Origin of the sequence: Melittangium boletus DSM 14713 (genome assembly GCF_002305855.1) — a bacterium.
Classification (GTDB): domain Bacteria; phylum Myxococcota; class Myxococcia; order Myxococcales; family Myxococcaceae; genus Cystobacter; species Cystobacter boletus.
In genome coordinates this window covers 1,025,800-1,044,838 of sequence record NZ_CP022163.1, presented here as the reverse complement: position 1 = coordinate 1,044,838, position 19,039 = coordinate 1,025,800, and the positions used below count along the sequence as shown (strand labels likewise).

At 69.4% G+C, this 19,039-nt stretch carries 15 protein-coding genes and 4 tRNA genes; 12 read left to right on the top strand and 7 right to left on the bottom strand.

What is annotated here, in order from left to right; all coding sequences use genetic code 11:
* Nucleotides 1–76 precede the first annotated feature (76 nt).
* The 7 genes from MEBOL_RS04310 to MEBOL_RS04280 all read left to right on the top strand — a co-directional run bounded on the left by MEBOL_RS04310 (nucleotide 77) and on the right by MEBOL_RS04280 (nucleotide 4,626).
* Nucleotides 77–1,021 carry a DUF4388 domain-containing protein gene (locus tag MEBOL_RS04310; protein ID WP_095976212.1) on the top strand — a complete coding sequence of 315 codons (945 nt, stop codon included), beginning with the start codon at nucleotides 77–79 and terminating at the stop codon, nucleotides 1,019–1,021.
* A gap of 12 nt (nucleotides 1,022–1,033) precedes the next feature.
* A complete protein-coding gene (gene selD / locus MEBOL_RS04305) occupies nucleotides 1,034–2,086 on the top strand; it encodes a selenide, water dikinase SelD (protein WP_095976211.1) in 1,053 nt (350 codons plus the stop codon).
* A 71-nt stretch (nucleotides 2,087–2,157) separates the two neighbouring features.
* A complete protein-coding gene (locus tag MEBOL_RS04300) occupies nucleotides 2,158–2,976 on the top strand; it encodes an N-acetylmuramoyl-L-alanine amidase family protein (RefSeq protein ID WP_095976210.1) in 819 nt (272 codons plus the stop codon).
* Between the two features lie 86 nt (nucleotides 2,977–3,062).
* Complete coding sequence (rph, locus tag MEBOL_RS04295; RefSeq protein ID WP_095976209.1) at nucleotides 3,063–3,779, top strand: ribonuclease PH; 717 nt, start codon at nucleotides 3,063–3,065, stop codon at nucleotides 3,777–3,779.
* A 5-nt stretch (nucleotides 3,780–3,784) separates the two neighbouring features.
* On the top strand, nucleotides 3,785–4,393 hold the full coding sequence (gene rdgB, locus MEBOL_RS04290; protein ID WP_095976208.1) for an RdgB/HAM1 family non-canonical purine NTP pyrophosphatase: 609 nt from the start codon (nucleotides 3,785–3,787) through the stop codon (nucleotides 4,391–4,393).
* A gap of 64 nt (nucleotides 4,394–4,457) precedes the next feature.
* Nucleotides 4,458–4,531, top strand: a tRNA-Pro gene (locus MEBOL_RS04285).
* 21 nt (nucleotides 4,532–4,552) lie between these two features.
* Nucleotides 4,553–4,626 (top strand) — tRNA-Arg (locus MEBOL_RS04280).
* A gap of 129 nt (nucleotides 4,627–4,755) precedes the next feature.
* Here the strand turns inward: MEBOL_RS04280 and MEBOL_RS04275 are convergent.
* On the bottom strand, nucleotides 4,756–6,117 hold the full coding sequence (locus MEBOL_RS04275) for a DUF2254 domain-containing protein (protein ID WP_095976207.1): 1,362 nt from the start codon (nucleotides 6,115–6,117) through the stop codon (nucleotides 4,756–4,758).
* Between the two features lie 264 nt (nucleotides 6,118–6,381).
* Here MEBOL_RS04275 and MEBOL_RS43555 point away from each other — a divergent pair, with 264 nt between their 5' ends.
* Nucleotides 6,382–7,620 carry a chemotaxis protein gene (locus tag MEBOL_RS43555; protein ID WP_179956377.1) on the top strand — a complete coding sequence of 413 codons (1,239 nt, stop codon included), beginning with the start codon at nucleotides 6,382–6,384 and terminating at the stop codon, nucleotides 7,618–7,620.
* 29 nt (nucleotides 7,621–7,649) lie between these two features.
* On the opposite strand, the gene MEBOL_RS04265 is transcribed toward MEBOL_RS43555, so the two are convergent.
* Together MEBOL_RS04265 and MEBOL_RS04260 are read right to left on the bottom strand one after the other, a co-directional pair.
* Entirely contained in the window at nucleotides 7,650–9,620 is a 1,971-nt protein-coding gene (locus tag MEBOL_RS04265) for an SNIPE associated domain-containing protein (RefSeq protein WP_245919447.1), read from the bottom strand.
* A gap of 231 nt (nucleotides 9,621–9,851) precedes the next feature.
* Entirely contained in the window at nucleotides 9,852–11,150 is a 1,299-nt protein-coding gene (locus MEBOL_RS04260) for a universal stress protein (protein ID WP_095976206.1), read from the bottom strand.
* Between the two features lie 135 nt (nucleotides 11,151–11,285).
* Between MEBOL_RS04260 and MEBOL_RS04255 the strand changes: the two genes are divergently transcribed.
* The 4 genes from MEBOL_RS04255 (at nucleotide 11,286) to MEBOL_RS04240 (ending at nucleotide 15,367) form a co-directional block, all read left to right on the top strand.
* Complete coding sequence (locus tag MEBOL_RS04255; protein ID WP_245919445.1) at nucleotides 11,286–12,668, top strand: nicotinate phosphoribosyltransferase; 1,383 nt, start codon at nucleotides 11,286–11,288, stop codon at nucleotides 12,666–12,668.
* 102 nt (nucleotides 12,669–12,770) lie between these two features.
* Complete coding sequence (gene ppsA / locus MEBOL_RS04250; RefSeq protein WP_095976205.1) at nucleotides 12,771–15,128, top strand: phosphoenolpyruvate synthase; 2,358 nt, start codon at nucleotides 12,771–12,773, stop codon at nucleotides 15,126–15,128.
* A gap of 71 nt (nucleotides 15,129–15,199) precedes the next feature.
* Nucleotides 15,200–15,273, top strand: a tRNA-His gene (locus MEBOL_RS04245).
* A gap of 20 nt (nucleotides 15,274–15,293) precedes the next feature.
* A tRNA-Arg gene (locus MEBOL_RS04240) sits at nucleotides 15,294–15,367 on the top strand.
* A 22-nt stretch (nucleotides 15,368–15,389) separates the two neighbouring features.
* On the opposite strand, the gene MEBOL_RS04235 is transcribed toward MEBOL_RS04240, so the two are convergent.
* The 4 genes from MEBOL_RS04235 to MEBOL_RS04220 are packed head-to-tail and all read right to left on the bottom strand — an operon-like array spanning nucleotide 15,390 to nucleotide 18,950.
* Nucleotides 15,390–15,899, bottom strand: coding sequence for a hypothetical protein (locus MEBOL_RS04235; protein WP_095976204.1), 510 nt, complete (start codon nucleotides 15,897–15,899; stop codon nucleotides 15,390–15,392).
* 13 nt (nucleotides 15,900–15,912) lie between these two features.
* Nucleotides 15,913–16,284, bottom strand: a complete 372-nt coding sequence (locus MEBOL_RS04230) for a glutaredoxin domain-containing protein (RefSeq protein WP_095976203.1) — start codon at nucleotides 16,282–16,284, stop codon at nucleotides 15,913–15,915.
* Between the two features lie 12 nt (nucleotides 16,285–16,296).
* Nucleotides 16,297–17,226, bottom strand: a complete 930-nt coding sequence (locus MEBOL_RS04225) for a DUF2381 family protein (RefSeq protein ID WP_095976202.1) — start codon at nucleotides 17,224–17,226, stop codon at nucleotides 16,297–16,299.
* Nucleotides 17,223–18,950 (bottom strand): serine/threonine protein kinase, encoded by a 1,728-nt coding sequence (locus MEBOL_RS04220; RefSeq protein ID WP_095976201.1) that lies wholly within the window; start codon nucleotides 18,948–18,950, stop codon nucleotides 17,223–17,225. Before MEBOL_RS04220 ends, MEBOL_RS04225 begins: the two co-directional genes overlap by 4 nt.
* Between the last annotated feature and the right edge of the window lie 89 nt (nucleotides 18,951–19,039).

Genomic DNA, 19,039 nt, shown 5'->3' with positions numbered 1-19,039 from the left:
CTCCGCGGGTGTTCGGGTCATTGGACGGGAGCGGGACGAGGGCCATGGCATTCCCCACCATCGAGGTCGCAGCACCGTGAGCACTCCGACTCCGGCGAAGACATTCGCGCTCAAGTTCATCTCCGGCAAGTACCAGGGAGGTGAGTTCCCGCTGAAGGCCGAGAAGCAGATCGTCATCGGCCGTTCCAGCGAACTCGACATGGTGCTCGTCGAGGACATGGTGTCGCGCAAGCACGCGCGCATCATGGTGAACGGCACCGGGCAGATCTCCATCGAGGACCTGGGCTCGACCAACGGCACGTTCGTCAACGGCGAGAAGGTCAAGCAGTCGACCCTCAAGGAGGGCGACCGCATCCTCATCGGCACGTCCATCCTCAAGCTCATCCTCCAGGGAGCGGGCGCGGGCGAGGTCGACGAGGTCGTCGCCAAGCAACGGCTGGAGGAGGCCGCGGTGCAGGCGGCCCGCACCTCGACGAAGGCCTCGTCCATGACGGGCAAGATCGAGGAGATTCCCCTGCCGGACCTGCTCCAGCTCTTCCACACGTCCAAGAAGAACGGCGTGCTGGTGGTGGGCAACGAGCAGGAGGGCAAGATCTACCTGCGCCAGGGCCGCGTGTACTACGCCGTCATCGACGAGAACCACAACCTGGGTCCGCAGAAGAGCTTCAACCGCATCATCACCTGGGAACACGGTGACTTCGAGCTGCGGCCGGCGGATCCCCAGGAGTTCATGGTGGAGCTGGACTCGTCCACCGAGGCGCTCCTCATGGACGCGCTGCGCCAGCTGGATGAGTACAAGCGCATCCAGAAGGAGCTGCCCGCCATGAACGCCCGGCTGTCGCTGGCCTCGCCCATGACGGCGCCCCTGCGCGAGCTGACGCCGGAGCTCCTGGACGTGCTGCAACTGGTGCACAACCACGGCTCGCTGGGCGCGGTGCTCAACCACGCCGAGCAGGACGACGTGGTGGCGGCCGAGACGGTGTTGCAACTCATCAAGCGCGACTACGTGCGCGCCAGCTGATTGGAGCCCTGGGTGTCCGAGCAAAAAGCTCCGCGCCGGCTGACGGAGCTGGCCCACTGCGCGGGATGCGCGGCCAAGCTCCAGGCCGCGGATCTCTCGCAGGTCCTGCGGCAGTTGAAGCCCACGAAGAACGCGAAGGCCTTGGTGGGCTTCAACACCCACGATGACGCGGCCGTGTACCGGGTGGCGCCCGGTCTGGCGATGGTGAGCACGGTGGATTTCTTCCCACCGTTGGTGGACGACCCGTTCCAGTTCGGCGCCATCGCGGCGGCCAACGCGCTGTCGGACATCTACGCCATGGGGGCCAAGCCCCTCTTCGCGCTCAACCTGGTGTGCTTCCCCAAGGATCGTCCGCTCGAGGAGCTGTCGAAGATCCTCGCGGGGGGCCAGTCCAAGGCGGACGAGGCCGGCATTCCCATCCTGGGCGGCCACTCCATCCAGGACGAGGAGCCCAAGTATGGGCTGGCGGTGACGGGCAGCGTGCACCCGAAGAAGGTGCTGACCAACGCGGGCGCGAAGCCCGGGGACGTGCTGCTGCTCACCAAGCCCCTGGGCACCGGCATCGCCACCACGGCCATCAAGCGCGGACTCGCCTCCGAGGAGTTGACGGAGCGCGTGGTGGCGCAGATGTCGACGCTCAACCGCAAGGCGGGTGAGGTGTTCGCCTCGGGCAAGTTCAAGGTGAACGCCCTCACGGACGTGACGGGCTTCGGCCTGCTCGGGCACCTGCTGGAGATGATGACGGCCGCCAAGGCCCGGGCCTTCCTGGACCTGGAGCGCATCCCCATCCTCGCGGAGGTGCCCGCGCTGGCGCAGCAGGGCGTGGTGCCGGGCGGTACGAAGTCGAACCTGGCCCACGTGGCCAAGAAGGTGCGCTTCCCCAAGGGCCTGCCCGAGGACATCCAGTGGGTGCTCGCCGATGCCCAGACGAACGGCGGCCTGCTGGCCTCGGTGCCCGCGCGGGACGCGGCCAAGGCCTACCGGGCGCTGGAGCGGGCCCAGGTGGACGTGGCCCTCATCGGCGAGGTGGGCGAGGGCCGGGCCGGCGTCGAGGTCGTCGGGTAGGGCGCCCCCGGGGAAGCGAGGGAGCGTGTGGATTCGCGGGGGCGCGCGGTCTCCGCTACGATCGGCGCGCCATGATGGTCCGCCCCCTCGCGCTCGTCCTGTCCCTCGCGTCCCTTCTGGCTCCCGTGTCCTCGCGCGCGGCCGAGCGTCCGGCCCGCATCGTGGTGGACCCCGGCCATGGCGGCGCCAAGGAGGGCGCCACCAGCCCCAAGGGCGTCCTCGAGAAGGACATCGCCCTGCAGATCGCCCGCCGGCTGCGGACACACCTGGAGAAGGACCTGGGCGCGCAGGTGTTGATGACGCGCGACGAGGACCTGTCCCTGGATCTGCCCGAGCGCGTGGAGTTCTCCAACAAGCAGCGGCCGGACCTCTTCCTCTCCATCCATTGCAACGCCATGCCCACCAAGCGCACCCGCGCGCGGGTCCAGGGCCTGGAGACGTATTTCCTGTCCGCCAATGCCTCCAACGCCACCGCGCGCGCGGCCGCGGACCGCGAGAACGCCGAGGCCCCTTCCGCCCGGCAGACCCGCAAGCAGTCCACGCTCGCCTTCATCCTCCAGGATCTCGAGCGCACCGAGACGCATCAGGACTCCTCGCGCCTGGCGTACGCCATCCACCCGAAGCTCATCTCGGCCACCGGGGGCTCGGATCGAGGCGTGCTGCAGGCCCCCTTCTACGTGCTCAATGGCGTCGAGGCTCCCGCCGTCCTCATCGAGGTGGGCTATCTGTCGCATCCAGAGGAGGGCAAGCGCCTGAGCCGCGCCGACTACCAGGAGACCCTCGCCACCGCCATCACCGAGGGCGTACGCGTCTTCCTCGCCGAGGTGCGCAAGCGCGACACCCCGAGGAGGGCGGCGGGCCCCCAGGTCGCCGCTCCCTCCACGCCGTGAGCCTCCACGTCATTCCTTTGTCGGACAGAGGCCTTGGCGTCTGCTAGAGAGCCGGGCCCGTTCCCCCCTTGCCGAGGAGTCTCCCCGTGCGGTCCTTCAACCGTGGGGCGCTGGATCTGCGCCCCGTCACCCTCACCCCTGGAATCACCCGGCACGCCGAGGGCTCGACCCAGGTGGAGTTCGGCCACACCCGCGTGCTCGTCACGTGCTCGGTGGAGGACCGGGTGCCTCCCCACCTCGTGGGCAAGGGCTCCGGCTGGGTGACGGCCGAGTACGGCATGCTGCCGCGCTCCACGCATACGCGCACCCATCGCGAGGCCGCCAAGGGCAAGCAGACCGGACGCACCCTGGAGATCCAGCGCCTCATCGGCCGAGCCCTGCGCGCCGCGGTGGACTTGCCCACCCTGGGCGTGCGCACCTTCACCCTGGACTGTGACGTGCTCCAGGCGGACGGAGGCACGCGCACCGCCTCCATCACCGGCGCCTACGTGGCGCTGGCGCTCGCCCTGAAGAAGCTCCACAAGGACAAGGTCATCTCCCGCATGCCCGTGCTGCAGCCCCTGGCCGCGGTGTCCGTGGGCGTGGTGAACGGCGAGGTGCGCGTGGACCTCGACTACGAGGAGGACTCCTCGGCCGACGTGGACCTGAACCTGGTGGCCACCGGCGATGGCCGCATCGTGGAGGTGCAGGGCACGGCCGAGCACAAGATGTTCGACCGCAAGACGCTGGACGCCATGCTGGACTCGGGGCTGGCCGCCATCCGCCAGCTCACCGAGGCCCAGGCCAAGATCCTGGAGGGTTAGCCGCCATGAAGCCCCGTCTGCTCTTCGCCACCTCCAACGCGGGCAAGCTGCGCGAATTGCGCGGGCTCGTGGGGGACGCCGTGGAAGTGGTGTCCCTGCGCGACCTGCCGCCCATTCCCGAGCCCGTGGAGGATGGCGCCACCTTCGAGGAGAACGCCCTCAAGAAGGCCCGGGCCTACGCGGAGGCCAGCGGTCTGCCCGCCCTGGCGGATGACTCGGGGCTGTGCGTGGATGCCCTGGACGGCCGTCCCGGGGTGCTCTCGGCGCGCTATGCCGAGGGCGATGATCGCGCCCGCTACGAGAAGCTGCTCTCCGAACTGGCGTCCGTTCCCGACGAGGCGCGCACCGCCGCCTTCGTGTGCGCGCTGTGCCTCGTCCTGCCGGGGGACACCGCGCCCCTCATCGAGGTGGGCCGCTGCGAGGGACGGATCGGCCACACCCCTCGGGGCACGCACGGCTTCGGCTACGATCCGGTCTTCCTGCTGCCGGAGGGGAAGTCCCTGGCGGAGCTGACGTCCGAGCAGAAGGCGTCCATCTCCCACCGGGGGGCCGCCTTCCAGAAGATGCGGCCCCACCTGCTGTCCCGGTTGGGCGGCGCGGCTGTTGAGCGGTGAGCAGCCGTCAGGAACGTTGTCCTTGCACGTCCGGTTCGGATGTAGCAAGAATGGCCACCTTTATCGGGGCGTAGCGCAGCCTGGTAGCGCACCTGCCTTGGGCGCAGGGGGTCGGAGGTTCGAATCCTCTCGCCCCGATAACGCAGTCACTCGAGTTGGGCGCTAGTAGCTCAGCTGGATAGAGCATCGGCCTTCTAAGCCGAGGGTCGTGGGTTCGAGTCCCGCCTGGCGCGTATCTCATCAGGGGTTGGAGTCCTTGGGAGCATTCCCTCTGGATTCCAGCCCCTTCTTTTTTGTCCCGCGAGCACGGCTCGACGAGGGCGCTCGTCCATCGTCATGGGCACAGCCCGCGCCCCACGGCCTCAGAAGCCGAGCGAGGGCAGGGGAGGCAGGGGCTCCGCGTGCTCCAGGGCCCGCTCCACCTCCTCGGCGTAGCGCCGCAGGAGCGGCAGACGTGAGGAGTCGCCCAGGGCCGACTCGGCGTCCGCGCGCACCTGGTGGAGCACTTCGCGGATGGCCCGCTGGTCCGGCGCCCGCCCGGCTCGCAGCCCCACCTCTCCGGCCAGCCGCAGCAGCCGCAGCACCACCGCCGGTTCTCCGGCGCCATAGCGGCTGATCTGCTCGGTGGCCAGCACCAGGTAGTCCCTCAGCTCCAGCTCGCGCAGGAAGACGCGCGGGCGGCCCTCGGGATCGGCCAGGACGCGGGAGCCCTGCCGCAGTGTGCACAGCTCGCACAGCAGGACGGTGAGCGCGTCCAGTGCCTCCACCGCCGAGGACGGGTCGTTGATGCCCGGCGAGAGCGCCTTGATGGCCACGTCCACGAGCTGCCGCACCCCGAGCGACAGGTCCCTGTCCGGCTCGCGCCAGGGGCCGATGAGCACGGTGCGCTCCACGGCCTTTGTCGAGTCCTCCTCGAGGGGTCCACGCTCCGAGAGCACTCGGCCGAGCTGTGTGCCCCGCACGATGGGCTCGCCGATGATCACGTCCACGTGGATGACGAGCTCGTGGGCCTCGGCCAGTCGCAGCAGTGCCCGCGCGTCGATGTCCACCACGAAGCCTGAGGAATGGGAGGTCACGGGCCGCCACGTGCCGGAGGGCGCCGGGGCGGTGGGGGGCTGCTCCGCGTCCAGGCGGTGCCGCCGGTCCAGCGCGTGCGCCACCTTCAGGGTATGGGCCTTCGTCTGGTGGACGACCTGCTCGACGCGCACCAGCCCGAGCATGTACGTCATCTGGAAGACCAGGGCCGCGCCGCAGCAGACGAGCAGCAGCATGGCGATGGAGAGCGCCGGCTGGGGTGCCACGCCCGGGTCGTCCACGAAGCCGAACGCGCACATGCCCACCAGGCAGTAGACGCCCGTGGCTACGAAGGTGGGGACGAGGAGGCGGAAGCCCAGGCTGTGCATGAAGAGGCGCAGCAGGCGCGGGGAGTACTGGCTCGCGGTGGTCTGCAGCACCACCAGCGACAGCGACAGGGCGATGCTCAGGGACGTGAGCACCACCCCCAACACCGAACCGAGGCCCGTCCGCGCTTGCGCGACCGAGATGCGCCAGGCCAGGCCCCGCGGCAGCCAGTGGTGGGTGCCGAAGGGGTTGACCACGAAGAGCACGGCCAGCCCGGCGCCCAGCACTGCTCCCGCGGCGGGGTGCAGCCACGCGCTGTTGCGTGCCAACACCCGCCGCGGGGGGTGCTCACTCCCGCCCCGCAGCCGTCGCCGCATGCTCATGTCTCCGACCTTCGTGGCTTGATGGACGAGGCAAAGCTGGGGTGCGACGTGTTGACCCACAAGCGTCAGGGGCGAGTGGCACGGGAGGCATCGGCCCGAGCACGCTCGCTCTTACCGCCCCGTGGGGCAGGCCCGGGGGCAAAGGTGCGGGGCCCGCCTTCCGGCCGTGTTCCTGGCCGGACGTCCGGCGCGTGACGTGGCCTTGCTCCTGGAGGCCACTCGGCGGAGCGGGGAGGGGGGCGCATGCTGGGGGCTGGTCCTTCCATGCACACCTCCCCTCGGCTCCCGTCTCTCCTGCTCACGGCGCTGCTGGCGGCGCTGCTGACGGCCTGTGCCGCGTTGAAGGTGGAGCCGCGCTCGCCCCTCTACGAGCGCGTGGGACGGTCGGAGCTGAGCGTGGGCGCGCTGCGCATCCGCGTGCGAGACATGGCCCGCCGCTTCCCGGGAGTCCTCGAGGCCACCGCGGATGAGCTCTCCGCGCGCTCCAGCTCGCCCTTGGTTCGCGAGGCGATGATCCACTTCAAGAGCAACGCGGTGCCCGCCATGCAGGGGGCGCTGCTCCAACCGGATCCGGTGGCGGCGTTGATCGACGCCTGGGCGCTGCTGGCCCAGATGCAGCAGGCGTTGCCGAAGTGGGCGGAGGGGGCCTCGCCGGAGGTGGTGGACACCTTCCAACACTCGCTGGGGGGCCTGGAGTCGGAGGTGGAGGCACTCTGGCGGGAGCTGTCGGGTCGCGAGGATGTCTCCCCCCTGCACCAGCTCGTGCACGGGTGGGCCACCGAGCACCCGTTGACCGGATCGCTCGTCACGCGCGAGTCCAGCGTGCCCCTGCTGGCCGCCTTCACGGACCGCGCCGGGGTGGGCCTGCTGGGCTCGACGGCCGCGCTCCTCGCGGACACGCAGGACCTTCTCGCGCGGGTGGACCTGTATGCCGGCAGCCTCCCTCGGCAGGCCCGCTGGCAGGCGGAGCTCGCCGTCCAGGAGATGGTGGCGGGGACTCCGGTCCTGACCTCGGCCATGGACGAGTTGGGACGGACCGTGGACGTGCTCGTGCGGCTGGGAGCCTTCGTGGACGGGACTCCCCGGTGGGCGACGGGCGAGCGCGTGGCGCTGCAGGACTTCATCTCCTCCGAGCGGCAGGCCGTGCTGGACGGCGTCCGGGGCGAGCGCGTGGCGGTACTGGACGCGCTCCACACCGAGAGGGTGCAGACCCTGCAGCAGGCGGACACGATGGGCCGGGGCTGGGTGGATCATGTCTTCGATCGGGCCGAGGGACTGGTGGACCACCTCTTCCTGTGGCTGCTGGGGCTGACGGCCCTGCTGGTGGCGGGGGCGCTCGGGGTCGCGGCGCTGCTGGCGCGGGGAGGGCGCCGCGGCGAGGGCGTGCGCGGGGGCCGCCGACGTGGGGCAGGGGAGCCTCCGAGGAACGGAGGGCCCGTGGTACCCAGGCCGGTGGGGGAGCACGGTCCGCCCGGCGAGCACCCGGGGGAACCCCATCATTAGAGGGTCAGCCGGGCGGCCACCTCCCGGAACTAGCCCGCGAGCTTTTCCTGTTCGATGGGCTGCTCCGCCAACTGCTTCTGCATCCATTCCTCCTCGCGGAACGTTTTGTCCTGCATGGCGCGCTCGATGGCGAGCGTTTCCTTGTACTCCCGGCACTCCGCGGCCAATGTCCACCGGGCGGAGATGCCCATCCGTTCGATCTCCTGCCGGATGTCATGCAAGGACAACCTGAAGAACTCCTTTCTGGGGTTGACCTTGTTCACCTGCATGCGGACGAAGCGCTTGTGTAATTCTCGTTCGAGTGCCGGAGCATCCTGGCTGGAGATAAGGGCGTGGACGTCGAACTCGAAAGGGACACTGGCATCTCCCAGCTCCCGGATTCGATCGAGGGGTTCGAGTCTGCGGGTGAGCCCGATCTTGTAGATGTCTTCCCCGAAGGATCCCAGGTTGGAAATGATGTAGACGTGTCCCACCTTGGTCTGCTGGGCCATGGAGAGGGCTCGCTTGTTTTTCTCCTCCGCGGAGGTCAGCTTTTCCTGCAAGTCGCGGAGCTGTTCCTCGAAGCGTGCTTTCTGCGCGTCGCTGGCCCTGTCGATTTCGCGCTGAGCCTTTTCCATGGCTTTGCGCAGCAGTTCCTCCTCTTTCTGGGCGTCCTTTTGCGCGCGCTCGTATTCGCGTTGAGCCTTCTCCTCTTCGCGGATCCGTTCCCTGAGAACCCGTTGTTCCTCGCGCTCGAGTTCCTTGAGTTCATGCGCCCGGGAGGCCCATAGAAGCTCGTCGATTCGGGTCTGGAGGTATTCTGGTGTAATTCGCGCATTGCGGAAGGCTTGTCCGTTGTGGTTCACGAGAGCGAAGGCGTCGCGCAGTTTCTGGGAGAGAGTCCCATGATTGTCCTTCTTGACGCTGGCGAGGATGGAGTCCGCCTTGCCATTGAAGGCATCGAGTACGAAGTCGATGGCGGTTTGCTTCCGGTGCTCCTCTACATAGTCACACGCGGCAGCCGTCCCCGACTTGATCTTCTGCCGCATCTGGTCTCTCGACAGCTTGAGCTGTTGCCCGGCTTCTTCATGACCAAAGTCCTCGGCCAACTCATCGAGCAGCCCGTATGTGGGGATGACGTACCGATCCCCATACCCCTCGATGACGTTTTTGAGGGCTGCGATGGTGTTTTTTAGCTTTTCTGAGTTTTGCTGGAGAACCTGTGCCTCCGTGGTGAGCTCCACGATGCGCTGGTTGGCGGCATCCTTGGCCCGAAAGGACTCCTCGGTTACCGCCGCGATGAGCGCGTCCGCGCGTTTTCTGTTCTCTTGAAGATCGCGCTCCGCTCGCGCTTGTTGCTCCTGTAGGTCGGCACTTGTCCGTTGTTGCTCCTCCTGGATGCGAGCCCGCAAGGCCGCCGCGCTCCGTTCCGCTTCCGCGATGAGGTCTCGAGCGCGCTGTTCCGCTCGCGTGTGCTGCTCTTGGACAACGGCATGTGCCTGTTGTTGCTCCTCCTGGATGCGAGCCCGCAAGGTCGCCGCGCCCCGTTCCGCCTTCATGGTGATGTCTCGGGCGTGCTGTTCCGCTCGCATGTACTGCTCCTGGATAGCGGCATGTGCCTGTTGTTGCTCTTCCTGGATGAGAATTCGTGAGGCTTCCGCGCTCCGTTCCGCCTCCGTGATGAGGCCTCGGGCGTGCTGTTCCGCTCGTGCATGCTGCTCTTGGATAGCGGCATGTGCCTGTTGTTGCTCTTCCTGGATGAGAACTCGTGAGGCTTCCGCGCTCCGTTCCGCCTCCGTGATGAGGCCTCGGGCGTGCTGTTCCGCATCCGCGATGACCTGATACCGCTCAAGAGCGGCTTCCTGTGCGTTGTTGCTGGCTTGGAGATCGGTGACCTGCTTGCCCAGCAGGTCGATTCGCTCCTGGGATTGTCGGAGCTTCGCTTCAGCTCCGCGCCACTTCGTCCCAACAAGGAGAAGGACAACCCATGTGACCAGGAGCAACAATGTCGTGAATGCCATTCCGTGTCCTCTGCCGATCCAAAGGCGGTGTTGAATGCCTTGTCCCCCGAGCGGATGCGTGGACCGTGACCGCGACTATAGGCTACCCAGACCGAGGGTTCATCACCCCCCCTCTTTGGGAGTAGGCGTCTATGGCAAGCCCACTTCCACGTGAACAGAGCGAATCGACTGCCCTTCTTGTTGTCTTCCGACCCTCGTGGCCGCGGGGCTCGTCGAAGTCCCTCTCCAACGTCACCCCTCGGGCGGGCGGACCACCATCACGGGCCGGTCGGCGCGCGCCACGACCTCCTTGGCGACCGCGCCCATCACCGTCTTCTTCATTCCCGAGTGCCCATGGGTGCCCAGGCAGAGGACGTCCACGCCCAGGCGCTCCGCCGCCTTGAGGATCACCGTCGCCACGTCCTCGCCCGACAGCACCTCCACGTGGACCTCGCGCCCCTGGGCATCCGCGTCCCGGGGCAGGAGTTGGTGCAACTCCTGTCTCAGGTCCCGCTCCTGCTCCACGTGATGCCGCCGGTTCTTCTCCACCGTCACCACATGGACCGTGCCTCCGGTCGGCAGCAGGGAGAAGGCATACGGAATGGCCCGGTTGGCCGCCTCCGAGAAGTCCGTGGCCACCAACACCGAGCGCAGCGCCGGAATCGGTACCTCCTCGCCTCGGGTCGCCGCCGCCCTGGGCACGCTCACCACCGACATCTTCGCGAGCCGCAGCGCGTGGTGTGACACGCTCGCGAGCTTGCCCAGCGCTCGCCGCTGGCGCGAGCCCACCACCAGCAGGTCCACCTGTTCCTCCGCCGCCAGCGCCACCAGGTGATCCGCGATGCGCCCCACCCGGGCCTCCAGCCGCAGGCGCACCGGTTGGCCCGGCGCCGCCAGCGACGACACCTGTGCGCTCACCTCCTGCTCCAGCGCGTGCCGCAGCTCGGGTGTCACGTCCTGGATGGTCAGCGGCTGCGCCAGTCCCATCCGCTGGTATTCCTCGAACGGCCAGTAGATGCGGCCGGCCACCACCTCCACCGGGCCGTGGCGCCGCAAGCCTCGCAGCCAGTCGCGCGCCGCCTCGAAGGGCAGCGAGCGATCCACACCCAGCATCACCCTCAGCGGACGCGTCCCCTGTATCCAGGCCTCCAGGGAGTCCGCTCCGCGCACCACCCAGAGGGGGATGGGCAGCACCGTGGCCAGCCGGTCCACCGTGCCTCCCAGCCCGAGAAAGCGTGAGGCCCGCGTGGGCTCGGCTGTCACCACCCACTTCACGCCCTTTTCCCGCGCGAAGCGGGCCAGTTCCTCGGCTGGCTCTCCTGTCAGCAACTGGTGGCTCACCCGTGCGCCCGCCTGCTCCAATCGCCGCGCCTCGTCCGCCAGTGTCGACATCGCCTTGTCCCGCAGCGCCTGTCCGAAGGCGCGCGCCATGTCGACTGGCAGCACGTGCACCAGGATGAGGGGTTCATCCAGCTTCCGCGCGAGCCCCGCTGAGACCGTGGCCGCTTGCCGCGCGGCATCCGAGAAGTGGGTGGCACACAGGAGGGTCATGGCGGTTCCTCGGGTTCAACGGCCCGGGTCCTGACCGGGTCGATTCACGTCCCTCGGGGAACCTAATCAGCCGATGCCTCCCGCGAGCGGGACGGGATCGAGCACCCGAGCGGACAGGCCTGGCGCCCGGCCCCCATGAGTACCTTCACGGGAGAGAGCCTGGAGGTTCTCGTCATGGCGTCGGCGCTCCTCACGGACCTCTATGAACTCACCATGGTGGACGCCTACCTGTCCGAGGGGCTCCAGGACGAGGCGGCTTTCAGCCTCTTCGTCCGCCGGTTGCCCGCGCGCCGCAACTACCTGGTCGCGTGTGGGCTGGAGGAGGCCCTCACGTACCTGGAGACACTTCGCTTCTCCTCGGAAGAGCTCGCCTGGCTGGAGTCATTGGGGCGCTTCTCCCCGCGACTGCTGGAGTGGCTGGAGCACTTCCACTTCACCGGGGACGTGCACGCCGTGCCCGAGGGGACGCCCCTCTTTGGCGAGGAGCCTCTGTTGGAGGTCATCGCGCCCCTGCCCGAGGCCCAGCTCGTGGAGACGTACCTCATCAACCAGGTGCACCTGCAGACGTTGGCGGCCTCCAAGGCGGCGCGGGTGGTGGAGGCGGCCCAGGGGCGGCCCGTGGTGGACTTCGGGGTGCGGCGGATGCACGGGGTGGACGCGGGCCTCAAGGTGGCGCGCGCCGCCTATGTGGCCGGGGTGAGCGCCACGTCCAACCTGCTGGCGGGCCAGCGCTATGGCATTCCGGTGGCCGGGACCATGGCGCACAGCTACGTCCAGGCGCACGACGACGAGCGCTCCGCCTTCCGCGCCTACGCCCGCCGCTTCCCGGAGACGACGCTGCTGGTGGACACGTACGACACGCTCGAGGGCGTGCGGAAGGTGGTGGAGCTGTCGCGGGAGCTTGGCCCGGAGTTCCAGGTGCGAGCGGTGCGGCTGGACTCGGGAGACCTGGTATCGCTGGCGCACTCGGCGCGCCGGCTGTTGGACGCGGCGGGGCTGGAGCACGTTCACATCTTCGCGAGTGGTGGGCTGGACGAGGACGAGGTCGCGAGGCTGCTGGAACACCACGCGCCCATCGACGCCTTCGGCGTGGGCACGGCGATGGGGGTGTCCACGGACGCGCCCGCGCTGGACATGGCCTACAAGCTGGTGGAGTACGCGGGCCACGGGCGGCTCAAGCTGTCGCCAGGCAAGGTGCTGCTGCCCGGACGCAAGCAGGTGTTCCGCCAGGAGGCGGACGGCATGGCGCCTCGGGACGTGCTCGCCCGCCACGAGGAGGCGTTGCCAGGCCGGCCGCTGCTACGGCGGGTGATGCGGGCGGGTCGGCGGCTGGAGGATGCCTCGCCCTCGCTGGCGGCGATACGGGCGCACGCGCGGGAGGAACGGGAGCGCCTGCCCCCGGCGGTGCGGCGGCTGGAGCCCGTGCGGCCCCCCTATCGGGTGGACGTGAGCCCGGCGTTGAATGCCGCGAAGGAACAGGTGAGCTCCTGGCTGCGCGAGGCAGCGCACGCGCCCTGAGGTGACCCGAGCGGGAGAGGACGGGCCGCTCGTGTGCTCCGTGCCCTTGGGCAGGTCGGTGCACATGGGTAGTGCACACGGACGCGACAGTGGAGAACGACCATGGAGACGGGGCAGGCGCCGTTGCGAGACTCGCGAGGGGAGCGCTCGGGTGAGCAGCAGCGGCCATGGGTGGTGTGGTTCGATTCGCTCTCGCGCGAGGACGTGGCGCTCGCGGGGGGCAAGGGCGCCAACCTCGGCGAGATGACGCAGGCGGGGCTGCCGGTCCCCCGGGGCTTCGTGGTGACGGCGGAGGCCTTCCAGGAGGCGCTGCGGCCCGTTGGCTCGCGGCTGGGAGAGCTGTGGCGGAGCCTCGACGTGGAGGACCTGGAGTCGCTGGCGGAGCGCTCGACCGAGCTGCGCGAGATGGTGCTTCAGGTGGAGTTGCCGGCCGCGTTGCAGGCGGCCGTGCTCGACGCCTACCACCAGTTGGGCCGTGAGCAGGCGGTGGCGGTACGCTCCTCGGCGACGGACGAGGACACGTCCTCCACCTCGTTCGCGGGAATGCACGAGTCCTATACCCACGTGGTGGGCGACGAGGCCGTGTTGGCGCGGCTGCGTGAGTGCTGGGCCTCGGCGTTCGCTCAGCGGGTGGTGGCCTACCGCAAGAGCCAGGGCCTCACCGAGCTGCCCTCCCTGGCGGTGGTGGTGCAGGAGATGGTGGATTCGGCGCGCTCGGGGGTGATGTTCACCGCGGACCCCGCCACGGGGGATACCCAGCGCTTCGTCATCGAGGCCGCCTGGGGGCTGGGCGAGGTGGTGGTGGGCGGGCAGGTGGAGCCGGACACGTACACGCTGGACAAGAAGGGCCCGCGACTGCGCGAGGTGAGGGTGGGGCACAAGGACTTCCTGCTGGAGCGCGCGCCCGAGGGAGGAAACCGGCGCGTGGAGCTGAGCGAGGAGCGGGCGCGCAAGCGGGTGCTGGCGGACGAGGTGGTGTTGACGCTGGCGCGGTTGGGCGCGCGGGTGGAGGCGCACTATGGCTCGCCCCAGGACATCGAGTGGGCCGAGCGGGGAGGGCGGTTGTTCGTGGTGCAGTCGCGGCCCATCACCACGCTGGGCCGGGTCGCGCCAGCGCCGGAGCGGGAGGCCTGGAGGCCGGCGCTCGTGACGGGATTGGGGGCCTCTCCGGGCCGCGTCTCCGGTCGGGCGCGGGTGCTTCATGGCCCCGAGGAAGGCGGGAAGTTGCAGAAGGGCGAGGTGCTCGTCGCCCCCATGACGTCGCCCGATTGGGTGGCCACCATGCGCCGGGCCGTGGCCATCATCACCGACAGCGGAGGCATGACGAGCCACGCGGCCATCGTCAGCCGCGAGCTGCACCTGCCCTGCGTGGTGGGGACACGCAACGCCACGCGGGTGCTGCGCGATGGGGAAGAGGTGACGGTGGATGGGCGCGCGGGGAAGGTGTTCGAGGGACGGATGGAGGAGGTGGCCGAGCCCCAGGTGGAAGCGGGGCGGGCGGTGGAGGCGCCACGGGTCGTCGAGGCGCGCGAGCCCGAGCCCCTGGCGACGAAGCTGTACGTCAACCTGGCCCTGCCGGGGCAGGCGCGCGAGGCGGCCGCGCTCCCGGTGGATGGGGTGGGGCTCCTGCGGGCGGAGTTCCTGCTCACCGACGCACTGGGCGGAGTCCACCCGCGCCGGTTGATCGCCCAGGGGCGCCAGCGCGAGTTCGTGGAGCGGATGGTGGGCCCGCTCCGGGAGATCGCCCAGGCGTTCCATCCTCGGCCGGTGGTGTACCGGACGACGGACTTCCGCTCCAACGAGTTCCGGGGACTGGAGGGCGGCGCGGAGTTCGAGCCGGTCGAGGCCAACCCGATGATCGGCTTCCGCGGCTGCTACCGCTATCTGCGCGAGCCGGAGGTGTTCCAGCTGGAGTTGGAGGCGCTCGCGCGGGTGCGGGAGGAGTCACCCAACCTGCACGTGATGCTTCCCTTCGTGCGCACGCTCTGGGAACTGGAGGCCTGCTTGAAGTTGCTGGACGCCAGCCCCCTGGGGCGGCAGCGCGGGCTGGAGCGGTGGGTGATGGCGGAGGTGCCCTCGGTGGTGTACCGCATCCCCGAGTACGCGCGGCTGGGCGTGACGGGGGTGTCGATCGGCTCGAACGACCTGACCCAGCTCATGCTCGGGGTGGACCGGGACTCGGAGATGTGCGCGGAGCTGTTCAACGAGTCGGACGCGGCGGTGCTGGATGCGATCGTGCGCATCATCCACGCCAGCCGGGAGGCGGGCGTGACGTGCTCCCTGTGTGGCCAGGCCCCCTCGAACCGGCCCGAGTTCGCCGAGCACCTGGTGCGGGCGGGAATCACCTCCATCTCGGTGGACCCGGGCTCGGTGGGGGCGGCGCGGCGGGTGGTGGCCGCGGCCGAGCGCCGCCTGCTCCTGGAAGCCGCTCGGACCCGGAGCGGGGAAGCGGCCTGGTGACAAAGGGCTTGCCGCGCCCCGGGTTTCACGATAGGTAGCCGCCCGTCTCATGGTGGTTGTCGCCAGCGATGGCGGTCATAGCTCAACTGGTTAGAGCGCCGGACTGTGACTCCGGAGGTTGCCGGTTCGATCCCGGTTGACCGCCCACCTTTATCCCCCCCTTGTGCGCTCATAGCTCAACTGGATAGAGCATTGGCCTTCGAAGCCAAGGGTTGGGGGTTCAAGTCCCTCTGAGCGCGCAGCTGCACCCCCCCCTCTCCATCACAGCTGATTCATCCGTGCGCGCAGGCGTTTGGACAGGAGCTTCACCAGCTTCGTCACCGTCCGCGCGGCTTCCGTGTCGGAGGAGCCCATGAGGCTCACGGCCTCGGCGAGGTCGCGCGCGCCCCGGCACAGCTCCGGCAGGGTCGCGCCCGGCGAACGCGCCGCTCCCTCCTCGGCGGCGGGTTGCCGCGTCACTGGCTTCACCTCCGGTGTGCCCTTGGGCGTGGACTCCGCGGGCGGGGGCGTCGGCGCGCGACCGCGCAGGTCGCGCACGACGGCGAGCCAGGCCGCGCGCACGAGCGTGGGCGTCATGTAGAAGCCGGGCAGCTCGGCGCCGGTGATGGACGAGCGCCCTCCCGCGGAACGGCTGTACACGACCCAGGCGCGCGCGGCGGCGGAGAGCTCCTCCGGAGAGGCCTTGGCGAGCTGCTCTTCCGCGACCCGCAAGGACTCGGGCGTGGGGGTGTAGCCGGAGAGGGGGGGCAGGCCGTTGGGTGGGTTCGTCATGGTCTTCTGATCGTCAGCCCAGCAGCTTGCGCAGGGAGCCGTCCTCCAGCGCCTTGCGCATGTCGTTGAAGCCGCCCACGAGCACGCCGCGCACGAAGACCTGGGGGAACGTGGGCCAGCCGCTCCACATCTTCACGGCGAGCCGCTCCTTCCATTTGCTCAGGTAGCTGCCGTACTCCAGGTAGGTGAAGGGGATGCCCGCCTCGGTGAGCGCCTGGCGCGCCTTCTTCACGAAGGGGTTCTGCGCCATCCCCACCACCACCACGGGCTCGCGCTCGACGGTGGTGCGCACCTGCTCGACGATGTCCGGGTGGAAACGGGCCATGGCCTCGGCCACGGCGGGGGTGCGCTTGTCGGGGGCATGCAGGGAGCGTGGAGCGGTCATGAGACGCACACCCTAGTGAGCCCGGACGCGATCGTCGAGATGGTCCTCGCGTCCCGGCAACGGGATGGGGGGAAGGGTGATGGTGCGTCCCTCCTCGTCCTCGATGCTCAGGCTCAGTGCGCCCAGGGACGCGTTCCGGGCCAGGGTCCCCTCGACGAAGAGGTGCTGGATGCCTTGCGGCTCCAGGGGGGGCGGTTGCACGAAATCCACGTTCCTCAGGGGGTCGCCCGTGTCTTCCCTCAGCGCCACCGCCGACAGCGTCCAGCGCTCGGTGCCATTGTTCCGCAGGACCAGATCCACGGCCACCTGGTCGGCGGCGCGGTAGCTCACCCCGCTCAGGATGGAGAGGGGTTCGTCGAACGGCTCATGGGTGGGGGCGAGCAGGACGCGGACCTGGATGCCGTTCGGGTCGAGCGCGCCGCCCAGGATGAGCTGGCGCAGCCCCAGGGGCCGTTGGAGCTGCTCGCGCAGGGACTGGTTTTCCTCCCGCAGCCGCTGGTTCTTCGCGTGCTCTTCCTCGACCTCCCGGACCAGCGCGTCGCGGGAGCGGTCATCATGGAAGACGTCCACCTGCCGGGTCACCGCCCCGGGATGGAAGACCAGCGGGAACGTGACGCTCGACGGTTCCCGCTCCGAGGAGAAACGCACGGTGAGCCGAAGCCGTTCTCCGGGGATCAGGTCGGGGGGTGGAATGACGCCGATGCCCCGGCCGCTCCGGAGAATCTCCTCGAAGCGCACCTCGTCCTGGAGATCCACCGACACGGGCACATCGAAGAGCAGGCCGGTCAAGACCCCCGGACGGATGCAGATCTCCCGTCCGCCCGGAGGGGGAGGCCGCGACAGCTCGATGCGCTGGCGCTCCATGCACGTCGGCGCGCTGGGTGGATTCGCCAACAGAACACCTTGCCGCAGCGCCAGCAGGAGCAGGGCGGCGGGCGTCATGGGAACTCGGGCACGACGGTCAAATAGGTGAAGGGGTTGATGATGGCCTTCTCGGAGGTGCTGCCGGGCTGCGTCTCGATGGGCTTCCAGAGGGTGGCGCAGATGGGGAAGGACTCCCCCGAGGGCAGGGTGAGCCGGGTATAGCGGCCATGCACTCCATTCCGCGCGAAATAGAGTTCCCCCTGGAACAGGGAGCGGTCCGGCAACTGGGCCCACTCCGTCAAGGTCTCGAGCGTGGAGCGGGCGCCGTCGCGCACCGTGATGCGGTACATGTTCTTGGTTCCGATCAGGCTGTCCCGGGGGGCCAGGACTCCCAGGTAGGGCCTGTACAAGCGCAGCCCGAAGCGCTTGGCGCTCTCCTCGCTTCCCGGTGGGCAGTTGGCGGGAGGGGGAAGAGGGCGCGGGGCGGTCGCGCAGGCGGCGCTCAAGCACGCCGCGGCGGTGACCACGGTGGAGGCAACGGGAGTGCGGCCCGGGTGGGGCTTGCGCATCGGCTTTTCCTCTCGGTGCGTCGCTTGGGCGACGGGCACGGGGAGGGGTGACTTCATAAGTTCCGCGCCGGGGCCAACTTCCGCCGTCCGCGTGACGGGCGCTATTTCCTGACGGAATCCAGCCTGCTGAGAGGGGGGAGGAGGGGGTGACCTGATACGTGGGGGAGGAGGCCCCTCTTCCCGGGAGGGTCTGTGTGCCTCCGGTGCCAGGAGCAACACGGCCGCCGCCCCACCGAGCGCCAGGAGCCAGGGCCAGCGCTTCCGGGGCACGCGGCGGGGTGCCGCCTGGGGCTCGGCGCGCACGGGCATGGGCTCGGGCTCGGGCTCCACGTCGAAGAGCGGCACGAGCCAGGTGTCATCGGCCCCGCGGAGCGCTTCTTCCATGGCCTCGACGAGCGCCGGGGCGTCGGCGTAGCGGGACTCGGGCGCCTTCTCCAGCATGCGCAGACACAGTTCGCCCAGCGCCTGGGGGACCCGTGGGTTCTTCACGTGGGGCGGCTCGGGCGTGTGCTGGAGGATGTTGCGCACCAGCGGCCCGTGCCGGTCTCCAAACGGCAGGGAGCGGGTCAGCAGGATGTAGAGCATGACCCCCAGGGCCCACCAGTCGTCCGAGGGCCGGGAGGTATAGGGCTCGCCCTCCCACTCCTTGGCGAAGCGCAGCATCTCGGGGCTGCGGTACTCGGGCGTGCCCGGAGGCAGCCGCTTCGTCAATCGGGGCGAGCCCTCGTACGCCGCCGAGCCGAAGTCCACCAGCACCGGTTGCCCGTCGTGCTGGCGCATGACGACGTTGGCTTCCTTCACGTCGCGGTGCACGACTCCCGCCGCGTGGACCTGCCCCAGGGCGCGCGTCAGGGGCAGCAGCACCTGCTCCACCCACTGGCGCGCGTGACGGGGCGCCCGTCCCGCCCAGACGTCCAGGGGGACACCCTCCACCCACTCCAACTCCAAGACGAGGAAGCGCGGCCGGGTCTCGGGCCACTGGCCATAGCCGAGCAGGCCCACCACGGCGGCGTCGCGCACCCGGCGCAGCGCATCCACTTCGCGCTCGCCCCACTGCCCCATGGGCACCAGCTTGAGGGCGAAGAGCCGGCCTCCGCGCTCGGCCAGGTACACCCGGCTCGCGCCCCCGGTGTCCAGCCGCTCCCTCAAGGTGAAGCCCGCCACCTGTCTGCCCGGAGCGAACTCCGGCCCCCACAACTCCTCCCCGTCCTGCTCACCGCGTCCGTCGTGCATCCCACCTGCCTCCCATGGAGGCGAAGACTACCAGTGGGATGACCGCGTTCCCTGGACGCATCAGGTGGGGTGGAGCCCTCCCAACACAA